The following is a 16,495-nucleotide window of genomic DNA, read 5'->3' as shown; positions in this document are numbered from 1 at the left end:
AGGTTGAAGCTGGCGAATTGACAGGTAATATGTCCCGTTGAATCAATAAGAATTCTATCCAACCCAATGAATCGTCTATTTAATCAACAATAATGACGAAAAACGCATTGGGTTGAATGTTTACCTCAATGGAGACTATATCAAACATGACTTACGCGCCTGTAACTGACGTACTTGGCGGCAAGCTAGCAGTAGACAGTGAAGTCACTGTACGCGGCTGGATCCGTACACGTCGTGATTCCAAAGCTGGAATCTCTTTCCTTGCCATTTATGACGGCTCTTGTTTCGACCCGATTCAGGCCGTGGTCCCAAATAATCTTAATAATTACGAAAACGAAGTATTAAAGCTGACTACTGGCTGCTCTGTTGAAGTAACAGGTAAGATTGTTGAGTCTCCAGCGTCTGGTCAAGATTTCGAACTAGCAGCAACTGACGTAAAAGTAGTTGGCTGGGTTGAAGATGCTGAAACTTATCCGATGGCTAAAACTCGTCACTCTATCGAGTACCTTCGTGAAGTGGCACACCTTCGTCCACGTACTAACGTGATTGGTGCGGTAGCTCGTGTACGTAACTGTTTGTCTCAAGCAATTCACCGTTTTTACCATGAGCAAGGTTACTTCTGGATGTCTGCACCACTGATCACAGCATCAGATGCAGAAGGTGCGGGCGAAATGTTCCGCGTTTCGACTCTGGACCACGCTAACCTTCCTTTGGATGACAAAGGCAATGTTGACTACAACGAAGACTTCTTCGGTAAAGAAACATTCTTAACCGTATCTGGTCAGCTAAACGCAGAAGCTTATGCTTGTGCATTGAGCAAAGTGTACACATTCGGCCCGACTTTCCGTGCTGAAAACTCAAACACTAGCCGCCACTTAGCTGAATTCTGGATGGTTGAGCCAGAAGTTGCATTTGCGGAACTTGATGACGTTGCTAAGCTGGCTGAAGACATGCTGAAGTATGTATTTAAAGCTGTATTGTCAGAGCGTCGTGACGACCTTGAGTTCTTTGCATCTCGCATCGATAAAGAAGCGATTACTCGTCTAGAACAGTTCGTTGAATCTGACTTTGCACAAGTAGACTACACCGACGCGATTCAAATACTTCTTGATTCTGGTAAGAAGTTTGAGTTCGACGTTGAATGGGGTATCGATATGTCTTCAGAGCATGAACGTTACCTAGCTGAAGAACACTTCAAAGCGCCTGTTATCGTTAAGAACTACCCTAAAGATATCAAAGCTTTCTACATGCGTCTGAATGATGACGGTAAGACAGTAGCAGCGATGGACGTACTAGCACCGGGCATCGGTGAAATCATCGGTGGTTCTCAGCGTGAAGAGCGTTTAGACGTTCTTGATGCACGTATGGTTGAAATGGGCATCGATCCTGAGCACATGAGCTGGTACCGCGACCTACGTCGTTACGGTACTGTACCTCACGCCGGTTTCGGTCTAGGTTTCGAGCGTCTAGTGTCTTACGTAACTGGTATGGGTAACGTACGTGACGTGATTCCATTCCCACGTACACCTCGCTCAGCGAACTTCTAATCACTTTTTGGTGATACGCAATTTTAAAAGACCTCCCTAGTGGAGGTCTTTTATTTTGTCTGGCACTCAAACAAGTTATCTTTTTTCTTGATCCGCTTTCAGCGCGTACTTTACACCCACAAAACACAGGCTAAAGATAACGAACGGAATGACCGCTGCGGTGTATTCAACCCATGCATATTGTGCAAATGATTTGGCCAAAATAAGGTGTGCGAACACAAGCAGGAAAGCACTAAATATCGCCACTATAATCAGTGTTAGTTCATGTTTTACCAACTGCTTTTTCATCATCACTCCTAACTAAAAGGTTGTTATTACGCTGATTAAACCATATTAAGAGAAAGGTGAACCGATACAGTTGTGGTGATAAATACCTAAACAGATGTTAGTCGTTCCGTTTTTTTGATGGCATTTTCTAATGCGCCATTTACAGAAATGTAAGTGTTAAGTAGCAGGTAGTATTGAAACTTACTACCACATGAAAAATTATGTTCCATACTTTCAATGGAATGACGAATTTTTGGAGGAAGTTATGAAAGTATTTAGAATGGAAGACCTCAATTACAACGGTATAAAAGATAACGTTCACAGTTGGGACCATCCTGAAGCTCCGGATCCCTATTATTGGCATCCTGATTGGTTGCATATTGCGGAAGATGCTTTAGGTTTACACCCAAAACAACCATTGGATGTAGAAGAGGGTCACACGCCCACCGAAGAAGATGCAAAGAAAGCCATCGTTAAACATCTCAATCAAAACCAAGATTAGCCACTGCTGACGGCTAAGTGAGTTAATGAAAAACCTCCTATTACGGAGGTTTTTCATCTATCTATGCGTTCAATTTTGTGAGCTAGAAAGCCTTTCCTTAAGATTTTTCCGCTTTCTTAAGTTTTCCTTAAGTTACTCCCTGCACTATCCAGTTCACAAAGACACTATTTGTCTCCTATCAACTAACTGAATGAGTCGGTGAGCATTATGACAAAACTCGCTTTTGCCTCTTTTGCTGGATTACTTTTTATTCACACTTCAGCATATGCATTCACGAATGATCCGTTAGCAAACAATGATTCGCCAATACAGACTTCCTCAAACGTTAAATCCAGTGCCTACACCACAAACAAAACCAGCGGATTAGATTTTTCATCAGTGGCTGCGTCAACCTTAGTTGGTTATCTAGATGAAAATAGCGATAGCGACTTCTTACCTAATGCGGTTGCTGCAATCGCTCTTTCGGCAGGTTTACAGTACACGGTTAATACCCAAGTCAACGCAATTTCAGATGTAAAAATAGCCCCTTATTTTAATGGTAGCGAAACAGGCATTAGCCTTTCATTTTCATTCCAATGATCACTCTTAATCAGTTCGTAATTAAACATAACTGTTCACTGCATAGCCCTGTAATCGCCAACAGCTTTCGTCAACAAATCGGTAACACTTTTCTGCTTCGTTTCCTGCAAAATACAATGGTCTTTTCATAAGAAAAGCGACCTTTAAGCATTAATCATCAGGCAAGTTAAATTATTTTGAAATTTTCTAAACACCACTGTTGTCAGCGTTGGTGCAGAAAGGTATAAATACGATAAATTTGACTGATTTTCCCTCCACCTAACTTACATGGATGAGCATTATGTTTGAAAAAGTTGTCGCGGCCCCTGCTGACCCTATTCTTGGTTTGACTGAAGAGTTTAAAAAAGACCCTCGCGCTGAGAAAATTAACCTGGGCGTTGGTATTTACAAAAATGAAGCAGGCCAAACCCCTGTTTTAGCTACGGTTAAAAAAGCAGAAGCAGCTCTACTTGAATCTGAAAAAACAAAATCTTATCTAACTATCGAAGGTACTGCGGAGTACGGTTTGGCAGTACAAAAACTGCTATTCGGTGCAGATTCAGACATCGTCACTAAACAGCTAGCAAAAACAGCGCAAGCTCCTGGTGGTACAGGCGCTCTACGTGTCGCGGGTGAATTCATTAAGCGCCAATTAGGTGATGTGAAAGTTTGGATCAGTAATCCTACTTGGGCAAACCACAATGGTGTCTTCTCTGCCGCTGGTCTGGAAGTGGCTCAGTACACTTACTACAACGCAGAAGCAAAAGACAAAGACTTCTCAGCAATGGTTGCTGACCTAGAAAAAGCTGCTGCGGGTGACGTAGTACTACTACACGGATGCTGCCATAACCCTACGGGTATCGATCCAACAGCCGAAGAGTGGGAAGTGCTAGCAAAACTCGTAGCTGATAAAGGTCTTCTACCTATGTTTGACTTTGCATACCAAGGTTTCGCAAAAGGCGTTGAAGAAGATGCTGAAGGTTTACGTATTTTCGCTAAGTACAACAGCGAAATTCTAGTCGCAAGCTCATTCTCGAAGAACTTTGGTTTGTACAACGAGCGTGTAGGTGCATTCACTCTAGTTGCACCTTCATCTGAAGTAGCAGAAACAGCTTTTTCTCAAGTTAAAGCTATCATCCGTTCTATCTACTCTAATCCACCAGCACACGGCGCAGCAGTAGTAACGCACATTCTTAACAACGCTGGACTGCGTGCAGAATGGGAAGCGGAAGTAGCGGAAATGCGTGAACGTATTCAAGAGATGCGCGAACTATTCGTAGCAACACTAAAAGAGCAAGGTGTGACAGCAGACTTTAGCTTTATCGAACGTCAAAACGGTATGTTCTCTTTCTCTGGTCTAAACAAAGAGCAAGTGGCTCGCTTGAAAGAAGAACTCGGCATCTACATCGTAGGCTCTGGCCGTATCAGCGTAGCGGGCATGACTAAGTCAAATATGCTTCCTCTTTGCCAAGGCATTAAAGCCGTACTTTAATCCTTATCAGATAACTAAAAGCCGACCAGAAGGTCGGCTTTTTTGTACATGTTTGTATTTAGGAGCAAGTTAATAATTGAATTTTGCCAAGATACCCGCTTCTCGAATTGATGTCCCTTCCTCACCATCGCGGTAAGAAAAAAAGCCACCGAGAGCAAATTTAGGATAGAAATAATAGTCGCCGCTAAATGTGTAGATATTTTCGTCCAACCATTTATTTCTCAATGCTTCAGCAAACAGTGATGTTTCGAATTTTTCGGTAACTGCGTACCTTAAGCCAAGATCTACGCTATAAACAAAATCCGTTTCTTTGTCTCCCGCATCAATTCTCAGCGCGCCTACTTTTCCGTTAGTCACTAGGTCTAACTTGTCGGCGAGTAACCAGCGATAGCCCAAACCAACACGTAAAAGATAGTGGTCTATAGTGACATCGTTTGGATGAACGAAACGAGAACCATAATCAGCGCTCCAAAGCAGATCACTACCCTCAAACTTATGGTTTAACCCGATGATGACTGCACTTGCATTGTCGCTATCTGTTGAATTCGCTCTATAGGTACCTGAACTTACACTTCCATACGCATAGTCATACTGAAGCGGTGTCGCTTCAGTTAGTTCATGTGAAAAAACAGATGAAGATAGCAACACAGATGATAAAAGCACTGCCCATTTTTCCATCAACAACTCCTTGAATTTCCTGCCTCACTCAATTCAGCTTAGTCGAATTTGGTAAAAGATTTTGAGATATAACCATAGAATCTGCGTTCGAAGGAAAAGTCGTGTACAATTTACATTTTCTAGTATTGACAGACTCTTACGTTCATTACGTCCACATAACGCATCTACCAAGGAGCCTATATGGAAGCCGAGCTATCAGAAATTAAAAATTTCCTTAGCCAACACCTCCCTTTCTCTGAGTTACCAGAAGAAACTCTAGAACACATCGCTCACCATATAGAAATTGCTTACTACAGACAGGACACTCCAATTATTCACCTTGGTGATCATATCCAAGATCTGTATATGATTCGCAGTGGCACAGTAGAAGTCTATCGACGTAAAGGTGAACTCTATAACCGCTTAACCGAGGGCGGGCTGTTCGGCCAAATGGGGCTGCTTACCAACAATAAAGTTCGCTTCCCTGTTACCGCTATTGAAGACACGCTTGTTTATTGCATTCCAGAATCTGTTTTCCAGACACTCTATGAAGAACACGATGCTTTTGCCGATTACGTTGAAGTAGAAGATAACGCTCGTCTTCGCCAAGCCGTGTCAAATAGTTCAGAACAAAATGACTTAACCACATCCAAAGTGAAGCGTATTCTAACTGGTGAAGCACCCTACGTATTCAAAGATGCCACAATACAAGAAGCGGCTATCAAAATGGCAGAGGAAAATGACTCTTCCCTGTTGGTGATTGACCCTGATATCCTCGAAGATAACGAAGACGACCAAAGCCCAGCTATCGGCATCGTCACAGAAAAAGACTTGTGCCATCGAGTGTTGGCAACAGGAATTGATCATCAGGCACCGATTACTGATGTTATGACGTCAGAAGTCATGTTCTTAGACCATAACGCTTATGTTTATGAAGCTATGTTGATGATGCTCCGTTACAACGTCCATCACCTACCCGTAGTCAAAGACAAAAAGCCAATTGGCATTCTCAACATCACTGACATCATTCGTTATGAGTCCCAAAACTCGCTGTTGTTGGTCAGTAGTATATTCCAACAAAACAGTATCGATGACTTAGCGACACTATCTAAGCAGGTTAAAGACGCCTTTGTCCGACTTGTAAATGAGGATGCCAACTCCCATATGGTCGGCACGGCCATGTCGACCATCGGTCGTAGTTTTAAACAACGTATTTTGGAACTGGCGGAAGAGACTTTTGGCCCTCCCCCTATTCCTTATTGCTTCTTGGCCCTCGGTTCGATGGGGAGGGATGAACAACTCGTCGTGACCGATCAAGACAACGCGATTATCTTAGACGATAGCTACAGCGAAGAAGCCCACGGCGAGTATTTTGCCAACCTAGCAAAGTTTGTCTGCGATGCTTTAGATCAGTGCGGTTACAGCTATTGTACTGGTGATATCATGGCGACCAACCCAATGTGGAGAATGACTCGTCAAGAGTGGGAAGCGTGCTTTGCCGATTGGATAGATAACCCGAATCCTAAAGCATTGCTGAATGCTTCTATATTCTTCGATTTAGACGGCGTCTATGGTCGTTTAAAATGGGCTGAAATGCTCAATGGTTTCATCGTTCGCCGCGCGCGCAGGAACAACCGCTTTTTGGCTTGTTTGGCACGAAATGCATTAAACCGCACACCACCGCTCGGCTTCTTCAAGAGTTTTGTCATGGAGAAAGATGGACGCCACAACAACTCTATCAATCTCAAGCGACGCGGTACCGCCCCTCTAGCGGACTTGATACGTGTACACGCATTAGCGGTCGGTTCTCGTGCCAAAAACTCGTTTGAACGCCTCGACAACGTTATCGACGCAGGTATTTTGCCCAAAGGCAGAGGAGAGGACTTACGTGATGCGCTTGAGTTCATCTCTATGGTCCGCATTCGCCACCAAGCATTTGATGTAGAGAACGATATCGAAGCGGATAACAATATTGAACCTGAGAACCTTTCTGAATTTGAAAGACGTAACTTAAAAGACGCTTTCCAAATACTAAGTAACGCTCAAAACTTCTTGAAATACCGCTATCAGGCCAGTAACAACTTTAAATAAGGGACACCATGAAACGTCTGTTTCAGGCGCCAAGTATTGACTGGCCCTACAAATATCAAAGTAAAAGAAACGTAGTAACTCACCCGTTGCTGCAAAGCTTTTACCAATCAGAAATGACCGATGGCAATACACCGATTGGGGATATTGAATTTATCGCAATGGACTTCGAGACCACAGGGTTGGACTCCGATAAAGACGATATCATAACGATTGGTATAGTGCCTTTTACGCTGAACCGTATTTATCTAAATAGAGCAAAGCACTGGATAGTGCGTCCAAGACAAAAACTGGATGAACACTCGGTAGTGATACATGGCATCACTCACAGTGACATTATCGATGCCCCAGATCTGTCCGAGATTATGGAAGAAGTGCTCGCTGAATTGTCAGGTAAAATTATGGTGGTTCATTATCGACATATCGAACGTGAATTTCTCGATAAAGCTTTAAAACTCAGAATAGGTGAAGGCATCGAATTCCCCGTTGTGGATACCATGGAAATTGAATCGTTAATTCAGAAAAGAACCACCAACGGATTATGGAATAAGTTAAAAGGTAAGAAACCAGAATCGGTTCGCCTTGGGCAATCAAGAACTCGCTACGGTCTACCCGCTTACACGCCTCACCATGCCCTGACAGACGCTGTCGCTACCGCGGAACTGTTCCAAGCCCAGATTGCTTATCATTACAACCCACTCCTAACTATCAGGACACTTTGGCGTTAATGTATGAACTGATGTTTGTTGTTTGCGATAACAAACAGACAAGCACAAAAAAGCCGACTTTTCAGTCGGCTTTTGCTTTGGGCTGTATCACTTAACGTTTAAAAGTTTCAGTACGTAAACCCATCACTAGGCTGACACACATCAGCAATAGCACAAACGTAAATGGTAACGCTGTTGAAATCGCTCCCGCTTGCAGCGCTTGTACCGCTTCTGTACCACCAATCCATAGTAATGCAATCGCAATCAGGCCTTCCATCATTGCCCAGAACACACGTTGAGCGACAGGAGAGTCAAGCTTACCGCCGGCGGTAATACTATCAATAACCAATGAGCCTGAATCTGAAGAAGTGATAAAGAATACCAAGACCAGAATAACGGCGATCATCGATAGCATAGTACCGTATGGTAGGCTATCGAACATCTGGAACATAGCCAGAGAAACGTCCGTTAGGCCGTGTGAACCAAGCTCACCAATTTTGTCGACAACTTGTTCAACCGCTAAGCCACCAAATACCGACATCCAAATCAACGTGACTACCGTTGGAACAATTAGAACCGCAGTAATAAATTCACGAATAGTACGTCCACGAGATACGCGAGCGATAAACATGCCTACAAATGGTGACCATGAAATCCACCAAGCCCAATAGAACACAGTCCAGCCTTGGAACCACGCCTCATCTGAACGACCGTGTGGATTACTTAACGGAAGAATATTTTCAATGTATGACATTAATGTGGTCGGAATCGAGGCAAATGTAACGGCGTAACCAATCAAAGCTACTAGTATCAGTAACAGGAATGCAACGACCATGTTGATGTTAGAAATAACTTTCACACCGCCATCAATACCGCGGATAACAGAAATGGTCGCCAACAGTGTTACCACAATAATGACCGTTACCTGTAACCCAATTCCAGCATCAATACCAAACACATGATGAATACCACTAGCGGCTTGCTGAGCACCAAGACCTAGCGAAGTTGCAAGACCAAATAGTGTCGCAATTACCGCCAGAATATCAACAATGTGCCCTGCCCAACCCCATGCACGATCGCCGAGTATTGGGTAAAAGATAGAACGGATAGAAAGTGGTAGCCCTTTGTTATAACAGAAGAACGCTAGTGAAAGTGCCACAACACCGTAGATTGCCCATGGGTGTAGACCCCAGTGGAACATAGTCGCACCCAGTGCAAGCTTAGCTGCTTCTGGTGAATTAGCAGCAACGCCAAGTGGTGTCTCATACCATCCGGTAAAATAAGCAACCGGTTCAGCCACACTCCAGAACATCAAACCGATACCCATACCCGCTGCAAAAAGCATTGAGAGCCATGAGATAAAGGAGTGATCTGCTACTGCATCATCACCACCAAGACGAATTTTACCATATGGAGAAACAATCAACGCCAAACAGAAAAGTACAAATATGTTACCAGCCCATATAAATAGCCAGTCGAATGATCCAATGATCTGCCACTTCAAGCCGTCCAATGCGGATTTAGCGGTATCTGCGTCGACAACTAAAATCGTCAATAAGAAAAGTAATATTAAGCCAGCGCTAATACCAAACACAGAGTTGTGGACATCAAATCCCCACTTCTGAACGTTGTCTTGACCTACCGTATAGTCGGTACTGTCAATACTGTATTTATCAATACCTTTTGTCATTTGTCCTCTCTTTGAACCAATCTAAATTGAACTCAAATAACTATGAGTAAGAAGTAAGTTCTTACTGAAGTCACAAAAATTACTTTGTACTCATAACTATTAACTCAACAATCAGAGGTCTACATTGTACACATGACCATTTACAAATCTACAAATAGCTTAAAATAAACACAATATTCATTAAAAATAACGTTTGAATGAGCAATATTTCAACACTAAATACAACATTAATGATTTGTGTACGAAACATTATTGCATTTTAAGTCACTTATACATTGCCTCTTTGTAGAGAAAAAAAGTATGACGTCTATGCTTTTCAATAACGTCTAACTGCGGTATTGTCGCGCTAGAAAATTACACCGCTTTTACTGGGTAGCTAACCGTGGAAAAACATGAAGAAGTTCTAGTCGCAATTCGCCAAATCATCAGAGCCATCGATCTACACTCTAAAAAGCTTAGCAAAGATGCAGGCTTAACAGGGCCACAACTTATTCTCATGCGTGCGATTCAAGAGTTAGGCGAAGTCACAATCCGAGAACTCTCCAAACACACTAATATGAGTCAAGCCACTGCGACCACCATACTTGATCGTCTTGAGCGAAACGGTTATGTACAGCGTATTCGTAGCGTCGAAGATAAGCGCAAGGTCCATGCTCATCTCACCGAAGCAGGAAAAGTTTTGTTGGCACAAGCTCCAGCACCTCTGCAAGAAAGCTTTGTTAAGCGCTTTCAAACCTTAGCAGATTGGGAACAAAGCTTGTTACTCTCTTCTGTTCAAAGGCTTTCATCAATGATGAATGCAGAAAACATCGATGTCGCACCACTGCTCGAAATCGGTAGCATTACTAAAAATGAAGAATAGATGATTTGACGAGAAAAGGTTGGGATTTACCAACCTTTTTTTATTTTATAATTGCAGATGATTAAGAGTGGTTATTCCAACAAACCATGCTGCACTGCGTACTTTGCCAGTTCCGCTGTTGAATGGATATCCAGCTTATGTTTGATATTTTGTCGGTGCGTCTCAACCGTGCGATAGCTAATACTTAATAGCGACGCAATTTTCTTGCTACTACAACCTTGAGCTACCAGTTTTAAAACCGCCTCTTCTCTTCGGCTTAGAGGGTTAGGTTTATTGGCCGAGGGGGTAATCTCACCCGTGAACAGAGTTTGTGTCACCGATTCGCAAAAATAGGTAGACCCTTGATTCACGGTTTTGATCGCCTGAACCATCTTAGAAGCAGAAATCTCTTTGAGCATATAACCCACAGCTCCCGCCTGCATCACTTTCATTATGTACTCTCGATTATCATGCATTGTCAGCATCAGTACTTTTGCATCAGGCACTTCTTCTTTGATTAATCGAGTGGCGTCAATACCATTCATTATCGGCATACTGACGTCCATTAGAATAACGTCCGGCTGATGTTGTTTAACCACATCTAAGGCTTCAAGACCATTACTTGCAGTGGCGACGACTTTTATTTCTGGTTCCAATTCAAGACGAGCCATGAAACCTTCTAGTACCACCTGATGGTCATCGACTATGACAACTCTAATTGGCTTTTCCATACACTAATCCATCCAATCGCAATAACACCGTAATCTCTGTACCAAAACCAGCTTCACTGATTAACTCAAATTCACCACCGATAAACTCGACGCGCTCACGCATATTACGCAAACCTATTCCCCGCTTGTTGAGCGCGTCTTTAACGTTAAAGCCAACACCATCGTCTCTTACCATTAACTGAAGCATATTACCCATTTGATGCAGAATCACCGTTACTTTCTTCGCTTGTGAGTGTTTACGAATATTATTTAGGGATTCTTGAACCACGCGATATAAAGTAGTCGCTGCTTCCGACTTCAGTTTATCCGGTTTGGTATCAAACAAGGTTTCAATTTGAATATTAGAGTGCGCTTGAAAATCTTCCAGCAGTGTCACAAGCGCGGCTTGTAAGCCGATGTCGTCCAGCGCACTGGGGCGCAAATTGTGCGAAATACGCCGGACTTCATTAATTGCAGTCATCAATGATTGCTGGGCCTTTTCAACATGCAAAACTAACGCATTTCCTTGCAGTTTATGATCAAGCAGCTCTAAATGACACTTGCTGGAGACAAGCAACTGATTGATGCCGTCGTGAAGTTCACGTGCCAAATGTTTCTTTTCGTCTTCCTGAAACATCACTGTTTTGTGTGCTAGCTCTTTTAAGTTTTTATCCGCGAGACGATGTTCATGAAGGTTAATCGCTAGCGTTAGCACAATAATCACGGCCACCGTCACGGCCAGAATCACCATCACGGAGAAAAAGGTCGTTTCGATATTTTTATTTATCGCAGACTGCATGGAGGCGACTTCTTGCCTTACATCCTCGATATAGAGACCGGTGCCTACCATCCATTGCCATTTATCCAACCACGCAACATAACTGAGTTTAGTGACAATCTCTTTGGTTGACGGCTTTTGCCATAAATATTGATGAAAACCGCCACCCGACTGAGCCTGAAAAAGAAGAGCCTCAATCAGGAAGTCACCTTCTTTGTCCTGCAAGCGCAGTAAGTTTTGACCAATTAATTCTGGTTGGATCGGGTGAACTAAGTTGACGCCTTCACCATCGTACGCAAAAAAGTATCCATCAGAGCCATAACGAAGCTTAGTCAAAATGGCTTTCACTTCTTCTTGCGCTTGTTCTGTGGTTAAAGAATTGCTGTTATAGATATGAGCTATCGAGTCCAGCGCGAGATCCACACTGTCTTTAAGCGCTGTTTCACGCGCTTTGATTAAGTTGATACGAAAAATCTCGACTTCACGTTGACCGAGTGTTTTCGCTTGATGAATAGAGATCCAACTAATACTTGCTGTTACAAGAAGCAGCGGTAATAACGTCAGCAATATTAGTTTGGCTTTTAGAGGCATTCCGTTTCCCAAAGATCCCTTTGCAAAAATAAAAACAGCTTACTGATTGTCGATGGTTCGACAATCAGTAAGCTGCAATACTTTAGCAACTTCTAAGGTGTGTTTTACCAAATCATTGTACAACCAAGAATTGGATCACATTCCGTAGAATTCCGGGAAGACTAAAATCGAAGCCAGTACCAATATTTGAATCGCGATAAACGGCATTACGCCTCGATAAATATCCATTGTGGTGACCGATTTCGGGGCAACCCCTTTTAAATAGAACAGACTAAAACCAAACGGCGGAGTTAAGAAAGATGTCTGTAAGTTCATCGCCACTAAGATACCAAACCAAGTCATTTCAATACCAAGTGTGCTCGCAACTGGTGCTAAAATCGGCACAATGATGAAACAGATTTCAACGAAATCGATAAAGAAACCGAGAATCAAAATGACAATCATGGTCGCAATCAGGAAGCCCCACTTGTCGCCCGGTATCGCTAACATCCACTCCTCGACTAAAATGTCTCCCCCAGTGTAGGTAAACGCCATTGAGAACGCAGTCGCACCAAGCAAAATAGCGAATACCATTGCAGTCACGTTCACCGTCTCTTTAGATGCTTCGTAAACCATCTTCCAGCTAAATTGACCATAGAGCATCGCAAGAATAAGAGCACCGGCACCACCTAATGCTGCAGACTCGGTTGGTGTGGCAACACCCGCAAAAATGGAACCAAGAACCACGATAATCAGCGCCAGTGGCGGTATTACCGCTTTTAAAGCTGTAATCACTTCTTCTTTGCGAGAAATAGAATCGTCTCGACCAATAGGCATGGCTGCTTCTGGGTTAAGTTTGGCGTAAATTAAAATGTAAACGATATAAGCGCCAACCAAGACCAAACCCGGCCACAATGCCGCATGGAATAAGTCTCCAACAGGGACGCCTAATACATCACCGAGTAAGATCAAAACGATCGAAGGTGGGATAATTTGCCCCAGTGTTCCCGACGCACAAATTGTTCCGCACGCAAGGCCTTTGTCGTAGTTGTATTTGAGCATTACAGGCAATGAGATAAGCCCCATCGCCACTACTGATGCACCAACAACACCGGTTGAAGCGGCAAGCAGAGCGCCGACCAATACGGTTGAAATAGCAATACCACCACGTACGCCACCAAACAGGCGTCCCATAGACTCTAGCAACTGCTCAGCTAAACGAGTTTTTTGTAGTACCAAACCCATAAATACAAACAGCGGCACGGCCATCAGCACGGTATTTTGCATGATGGATTGAATTCGATATGGCATAAAGGCAAACATTTCGATGCCTTCCGCCCATACACCAAATATCAGTGCGATTCCTCCGAAGGTAAAAGCAACGGGGAAACCTAAAAGTAGAGCAAACAGCGCTACAAAGAACATCACGATTCCGATCATTGTTTTTTCCTTTTACTTCGAATCTTTAAAGTTGGTATGCAAAAGCTGTGGGTTCACGATTCGGTTCAGCGAGTGCAGTATCATGCCGATACCACTCATTGCCATGAAGAAGAACGCTACTGAGATTAGGCTTTTAATGATCCATCGATAAGGTAAGCCGCCTGGGTCTCCTGATGTTTCCCCAAGCTCATAACTCTCTTTGGCATAATCAATACCGAAATAAGCCACCAGTAGGCAGAATGGTAGTAGCAGGATAAGAGTGCCTAATAGATCGATGACTGCTTGTGCTTTATTCGACAGTTGCTCGTAGAAAATGTCTACCCGAACATGCCCCCCCGCTTTTAGCGCGTATGGAATACCAAGCATGAACACAGCAGAGAACAGGTGCCATTCAAGCTCTTGAAAGGCAATAGAAACGTCATTAAACGCGTATCGCATAACAACGTCATAAACCACGTTCGCCACAAGCAATACGAATAGAATGCTGGATAACCAACCAAGAAAATCGCTGATACGATTAAACAGTCTTTCGATATAGATGAGACTTCTCATTCCCGACTCCATGGAATTTGCAAATATGCTCCGCTTAACCCAGTAAATCCGGAATGAGCTAGCGGAGCTTAGTTATATTTTTCTTGGGCTTTTCAGCAGCTTTTAATTAAAACTACTGTGCTTCGTTGTTGAGATACGCACGCATAGAAATATCTGTCCACTGGCGAACTTCTTTCAGATAGTTTGCTTGTGATTCTTGAATCTCTTTTGCTAATGGATCTTTAGCTGCGTGATCTGCAAGTAGGCGACCATTCGCATCACGAAGTGCTTTGATAACTTCAGGCGGGAAGTCTTTTACTTTTACGTCTGGATACTCAGTTTTGATTGAAACCCAGTTCTTACCACTTTCATGTACAGATTGTGCATACATATCGTAAGCAGCCGTGCGCATTGCCACACGCAAGATTTCACGTAGGTCTTCAGGTAACTTTTCCCAAGTACGTTTGTTCACTAGGAACTGCAACTCAGTTGCTGGCTCATGCCAACCTGTGTAGTAGTAAGGAGCGATTTTGTGGAAACCCATACGTAAGTCAAGAGATGGACCAACCCATTCAAGTGCATCGATTGTACGGCGTTCTAGCGAGGTATATAGCTCGCCTGGTGCGATGTTCGTTGGCTTGGCTCCTAGTTCTGCAAGCACTTCACCAGCAAAGCCAGGAATACGCATTTTCAGACCTTTAAGATCTTCCAGTGAATTGATCTCTTTTTGGAACCAACCACCCATCTGGATATCGGTATTACCGCCAGGGAAAGAAAGCATGTTGTGAGGTTCATACACTTTCTCCATCAGCTCCATACCACCGCCATGATAGAACCAAGCGTACTGTTCAGGTGCAGTCATACCGAAAGGCATAGAAGTGAAGTAAAGAGTATTTGGAACCTTACCTTTCCAGTAATAAGAAGCAGAGTGACCCAAGTCATATTGACCTGATTTCACCATATCGAACACACCTAACGGTGCTTTGTGTTTGTTCGCAGAGTCGATGCGAATTTGCAGACGGCCGTTTGACATTTTCTCTGCCATTGCAGCCATGTTTTTCGTAGCATCACCGAAAATCGGGAAGTTTGGTCCCCAAGTTTCAGCTAGCTTTAAGCGATACACTTTCTCATCAGCGGACGCTGATGTTGACAGCAAAGCAAAACACGCTGTAAGCGCAACCATACTTGTTGTCATAACTCGTTTTACAGATTGATGAATCAGACTCATTGTTCACGTCCTTTTGTTATTGGTCAGTGCAGTGGTACTTCAGTAGCACTTCAGTTCACCACATACTTTGGGTGAACTTTGATCAATAAAAAATGAGCATGATTACGCAAAGAAATAACATCACCAACCTCATATAAAACCATAGTCTTACGTATAAATACGTAGGATATATAACAACATAAACCTATATGATTGATTAAAATATAATTTATTTAAAATGGAGTATTTAATTTCTGTATTTATACGTAATTACTTTCGCAGACGCGAAGTTTGCATTTTGTTTTCGAAACTGTGACAGAACACCATAAGTACGATGTAGAGTTATGTATAAGGTTAGAAATGAAAAAGCCCCGGTAATACCGAGGCCTTAGAGTTGAAGCTGGGAGGTGAACTACACCGCTTTGTAGATGACTTTGTTACCCGCTAACTGCTCTTTCACTACAAGATTTTCTTCAAGTAGTTTTTTAAGTGCGCCTGTTGCCCAAGAAGCCGCTTTTGCGTCTTCCTGACCAGCTTCTAGACCAATAGACTTAGGATTAATGCCTTCCGCATTTTTAGCAACAATATCAAGAACCTGTTGTTGCTTAGGCGTTAATTCTACGTCAACTTTAATCGCTGCTGCTTGAGCAACAACTTTTTCAACCGCTGGTTTAGCTACTTTTTTCTCTACAACTTTCTTTTCAGCTGCAGGTTTCGCAGTTTTCGTTGCTGAAGATAGGTTCGCTACAGTCGCTTTAACACGCTTTTGCAGTTTAGCCTGCACTTTGCGCTTATGAGCAAGTCTCATCGAGTATGTCTCCATTTCACTGCTTTAATCGCAGTGGTGAAAATTTGAAGCGCGTTTTATATCAAAATTCTGCTGTCATTTGTAGCATTGAGGTCAACTTCT

16 protein-coding genes are annotated in these 16,495 nt (G+C 43.1%); 7 read left to right on the top strand and 9 right to left on the bottom strand.

Features of this window, described 5'->3' with window-relative positions; genetic code table 11:
• Positions 1 to 146: 146 nt before the first annotated feature.
• The gene (gene asnS, locus ACRQQK_RS08775; protein WP_457511034.1) at positions 147 to 1,547 is read left to right on the top strand and encodes an asparagine--tRNA ligase; all 1,401 of its coding nucleotides are present in this window, start codon (positions 147 to 149) and stop codon (positions 1,545 to 1,547) included.
• Positions 1,548 to 1,622: 75 nt separating this feature from the next.
• Here asnS and ACRQQK_RS08770 read toward each other — a convergent pair whose 3' ends face one another.
• On the bottom strand, positions 1,623 to 1,835 hold the full coding sequence (locus ACRQQK_RS08770; RefSeq protein ID WP_457511033.1) for a hypothetical protein: 213 nt from the start codon (positions 1,833 to 1,835) through the stop codon (positions 1,623 to 1,625).
• Between the two features lie 244 nt (positions 1,836 to 2,079).
• Here ACRQQK_RS08770 and ACRQQK_RS08765 point away from each other — a divergent pair, with 244 nt between their 5' ends.
• The 3 genes from ACRQQK_RS08765 to ACRQQK_RS08755 all read left to right on the top strand — a co-directional run bounded on the left by ACRQQK_RS08765 (position 2,080) and on the right by ACRQQK_RS08755 (position 4,366).
• Positions 2,080 to 2,316: a hypothetical protein gene (locus tag ACRQQK_RS08765; protein ID WP_457511032.1), complete on the top strand. Its 237-nt coding sequence runs from the start codon at positions 2,080 to 2,082 to the stop codon at positions 2,314 to 2,316.
• A gap of 207 nt (positions 2,317 to 2,523) precedes the next feature.
• Positions 2,524 to 2,895, top strand: coding sequence for a hypothetical protein (locus ACRQQK_RS08760; RefSeq protein ID WP_457511031.1), 372 nt, complete (start codon positions 2,524 to 2,526; stop codon positions 2,893 to 2,895).
• A 280-nt stretch (positions 2,896 to 3,175) separates the two neighbouring features.
• Positions 3,176 to 4,366 (top strand): amino acid aminotransferase, encoded by a 1,191-nt coding sequence (locus ACRQQK_RS08755; RefSeq protein WP_457511029.1) that lies wholly within the window; start codon positions 3,176 to 3,178, stop codon positions 4,364 to 4,366.
• A gap of 69 nt (positions 4,367 to 4,435) precedes the next feature.
• Here the strand turns inward: ACRQQK_RS08755 and ACRQQK_RS08750 are convergent, their stop codons facing one another.
• Positions 4,436 to 5,044: an Ail and OmpX gene (locus tag ACRQQK_RS08750; RefSeq protein ID WP_457511027.1), complete on the bottom strand. Its 609-nt coding sequence runs from the start codon at positions 5,042 to 5,044 to the stop codon at positions 4,436 to 4,438.
• Positions 5,045 to 5,224: 180 nt separating this feature from the next.
• On the opposite strand from ACRQQK_RS08750, the gene ACRQQK_RS08745 reads away from it, so the two are divergent.
• Together ACRQQK_RS08745 and ACRQQK_RS08740 are read left to right on the top strand one after the other, a co-directional pair.
• Positions 5,225 to 7,114 carry a DUF294 nucleotidyltransferase-like domain-containing protein gene (locus ACRQQK_RS08745; protein WP_457511026.1) on the top strand — a complete coding sequence of 630 codons (1,890 nt, stop codon included), beginning with the start codon at positions 5,225 to 5,227 and terminating at the stop codon, positions 7,112 to 7,114.
• Between the two features lie 8 nt (positions 7,115 to 7,122).
• Positions 7,123 to 7,839, top strand: a complete 717-nt coding sequence (locus ACRQQK_RS08740) for a 3'-5' exonuclease (RefSeq protein ID WP_457511024.1) — start codon at positions 7,123 to 7,125, stop codon at positions 7,837 to 7,839.
• Positions 7,840 to 7,930: 91 nt separating this feature from the next.
• Here ACRQQK_RS08740 and ACRQQK_RS08735 read toward each other — a convergent pair whose 3' ends face one another.
• The gene (locus tag ACRQQK_RS08735; RefSeq protein WP_457511022.1) at positions 7,931 to 9,508 is read right to left on the bottom strand and encodes a BCCT family transporter; all 1,578 of its coding nucleotides are present in this window, start codon (positions 9,506 to 9,508) and stop codon (positions 7,931 to 7,933) included.
• Between the two features lie 382 nt (positions 9,509 to 9,890).
• On the opposite strand from ACRQQK_RS08735, the gene ACRQQK_RS08730 reads away from it, so the two are divergent.
• Positions 9,891 to 10,370 carry a MarR family winged helix-turn-helix transcriptional regulator gene (locus ACRQQK_RS08730; RefSeq protein WP_457511020.1) on the top strand — a complete coding sequence of 160 codons (480 nt, stop codon included), beginning with the start codon at positions 9,891 to 9,893 and terminating at the stop codon, positions 10,368 to 10,370.
• A 71-nt stretch (positions 10,371 to 10,441) separates the two neighbouring features.
• On the opposite strand, the gene ACRQQK_RS08725 is transcribed toward ACRQQK_RS08730, so the two are convergent.
• The 6 genes from ACRQQK_RS08725 to ACRQQK_RS08700 all read right to left on the bottom strand — a co-directional run bounded on the left by ACRQQK_RS08725 (position 10,442) and on the right by ACRQQK_RS08700 (position 16,393).
• Positions 10,442 to 11,080, bottom strand: a complete 639-nt coding sequence (locus ACRQQK_RS08725) for a response regulator (RefSeq protein ID WP_457511018.1) — start codon at positions 11,078 to 11,080, stop codon at positions 10,442 to 10,444.
• Positions 11,064 to 12,428: a cache domain-containing protein gene (locus ACRQQK_RS08720; RefSeq protein WP_457511016.1), complete on the bottom strand. Its 1,365-nt coding sequence runs from the start codon at positions 12,426 to 12,428 to the stop codon at positions 11,064 to 11,066. The genes ACRQQK_RS08725 and ACRQQK_RS08720 overlap by 17 nt, the downstream gene beginning before the upstream one ends.
• 135 nt (positions 12,429 to 12,563) lie before the next feature.
• Positions 12,564 to 13,847 (bottom strand): TRAP transporter large permease, encoded by a 1,284-nt coding sequence (locus ACRQQK_RS08715; protein ID WP_457511014.1) that lies wholly within the window; start codon positions 13,845 to 13,847, stop codon positions 12,564 to 12,566.
• 12 nt (positions 13,848 to 13,859) lie between these two features.
• Complete coding sequence (locus ACRQQK_RS08710; protein WP_042487680.1) at positions 13,860 to 14,399, bottom strand: TRAP transporter small permease subunit; 540 nt, start codon at positions 14,397 to 14,399, stop codon at positions 13,860 to 13,862.
• A gap of 112 nt (positions 14,400 to 14,511) precedes the next feature.
• A complete protein-coding gene (locus tag ACRQQK_RS08705; protein ID WP_457511012.1) occupies positions 14,512 to 15,606 on the bottom strand; it encodes a TRAP transporter substrate-binding protein in 1,095 nt (364 codons plus the stop codon).
• A gap of 391 nt (positions 15,607 to 15,997) precedes the next feature.
• Positions 15,998 to 16,393, bottom strand: a complete 396-nt coding sequence (locus tag ACRQQK_RS08700) for a MarR family transcriptional regulator (protein ID WP_102965916.1) — start codon at positions 16,391 to 16,393, stop codon at positions 15,998 to 16,000.
• Between the last annotated feature and the right edge of the window lie 102 nt (positions 16,394 to 16,495).

The sequence above is a fragment of the Vibrio sp. C8 genome (assembly GCF_054051265.1).
This window is presented reverse-complemented; position numbering and strand designations above follow the sequence as displayed.

Bases quoted from the DNA above. Each gene is read 5' to 3' on its own strand.
- ACRQQK_RS08760 (WP_457511031.1), top strand. From the start codon at position 2,524: ATGACAAAACTCGCTTTTGCCTCTTTTGCTGGATTACTTTTTATTCAC.
- ACRQQK_RS08755 (WP_457511029.1), top strand. From the start codon at position 3,176: ATGTTTGAAAAAGTTGTCGCGGCCCCTGCTGACCCTATTCTTGGTTTG.
- ACRQQK_RS08700 (WP_102965916.1), bottom strand. From the start codon at position 16,393: ATGAGACTTGCTCATAAGCGCAAAGTGCAGGCTAAACTGCAAAAGCGT.
- ACRQQK_RS08735 (WP_457511022.1), bottom strand. From the start codon at position 9,508: ATGACAAAAGGTATTGATAAATACAGTATTGACAGTACCGACTATACG.
- ACRQQK_RS08720 (WP_457511016.1), bottom strand. From the start codon at position 12,428: ATGCCTCTAAAAGCCAAACTAATATTGCTGACGTTATTACCGCTGCTT.
- asnS (WP_457511034.1), top strand. From the start codon at position 147: ATGACTTACGCGCCTGTAACTGACGTACTTGGCGGCAAGCTAGCAGTA.
- ACRQQK_RS08765 (WP_457511032.1), top strand. From the start codon at position 2,080: ATGAAAGTATTTAGAATGGAAGACCTCAATTACAACGGTATAAAAGAT.
- ACRQQK_RS08710 (WP_042487680.1), bottom strand. From the start codon at position 14,399: ATGAGAAGTCTCATCTATATCGAAAGACTGTTTAATCGTATCAGCGAT.
- ACRQQK_RS08715 (WP_457511014.1), bottom strand. From the start codon at position 13,847: ATGATCGGAATCGTGATGTTCTTTGTAGCGCTGTTTGCTCTACTTTTA.
- ACRQQK_RS08750 (WP_457511027.1), bottom strand. From the start codon at position 5,044: ATGGAAAAATGGGCAGTGCTTTTATCATCTGTGTTGCTATCTTCATCT.
- ACRQQK_RS08725 (WP_457511018.1), bottom strand. From the start codon at position 11,080: ATGGAAAAGCCAATTAGAGTTGTCATAGTCGATGACCATCAGGTGGTA.
- ACRQQK_RS08745 (WP_457511026.1), top strand. From the start codon at position 5,225: ATGGAAGCCGAGCTATCAGAAATTAAAAATTTCCTTAGCCAACACCTC.
- ACRQQK_RS08740 (WP_457511024.1), top strand. From the start codon at position 7,123: ATGAAACGTCTGTTTCAGGCGCCAAGTATTGACTGGCCCTACAAATAT.
- ACRQQK_RS08705 (WP_457511012.1), bottom strand. From the start codon at position 15,606: ATGAGTCTGATTCATCAATCTGTAAAACGAGTTATGACAACAAGTATG.
- ACRQQK_RS08770 (WP_457511033.1), bottom strand. From the start codon at position 1,835: ATGAAAAAGCAGTTGGTAAAACATGAACTAACACTGATTATAGTGGCG.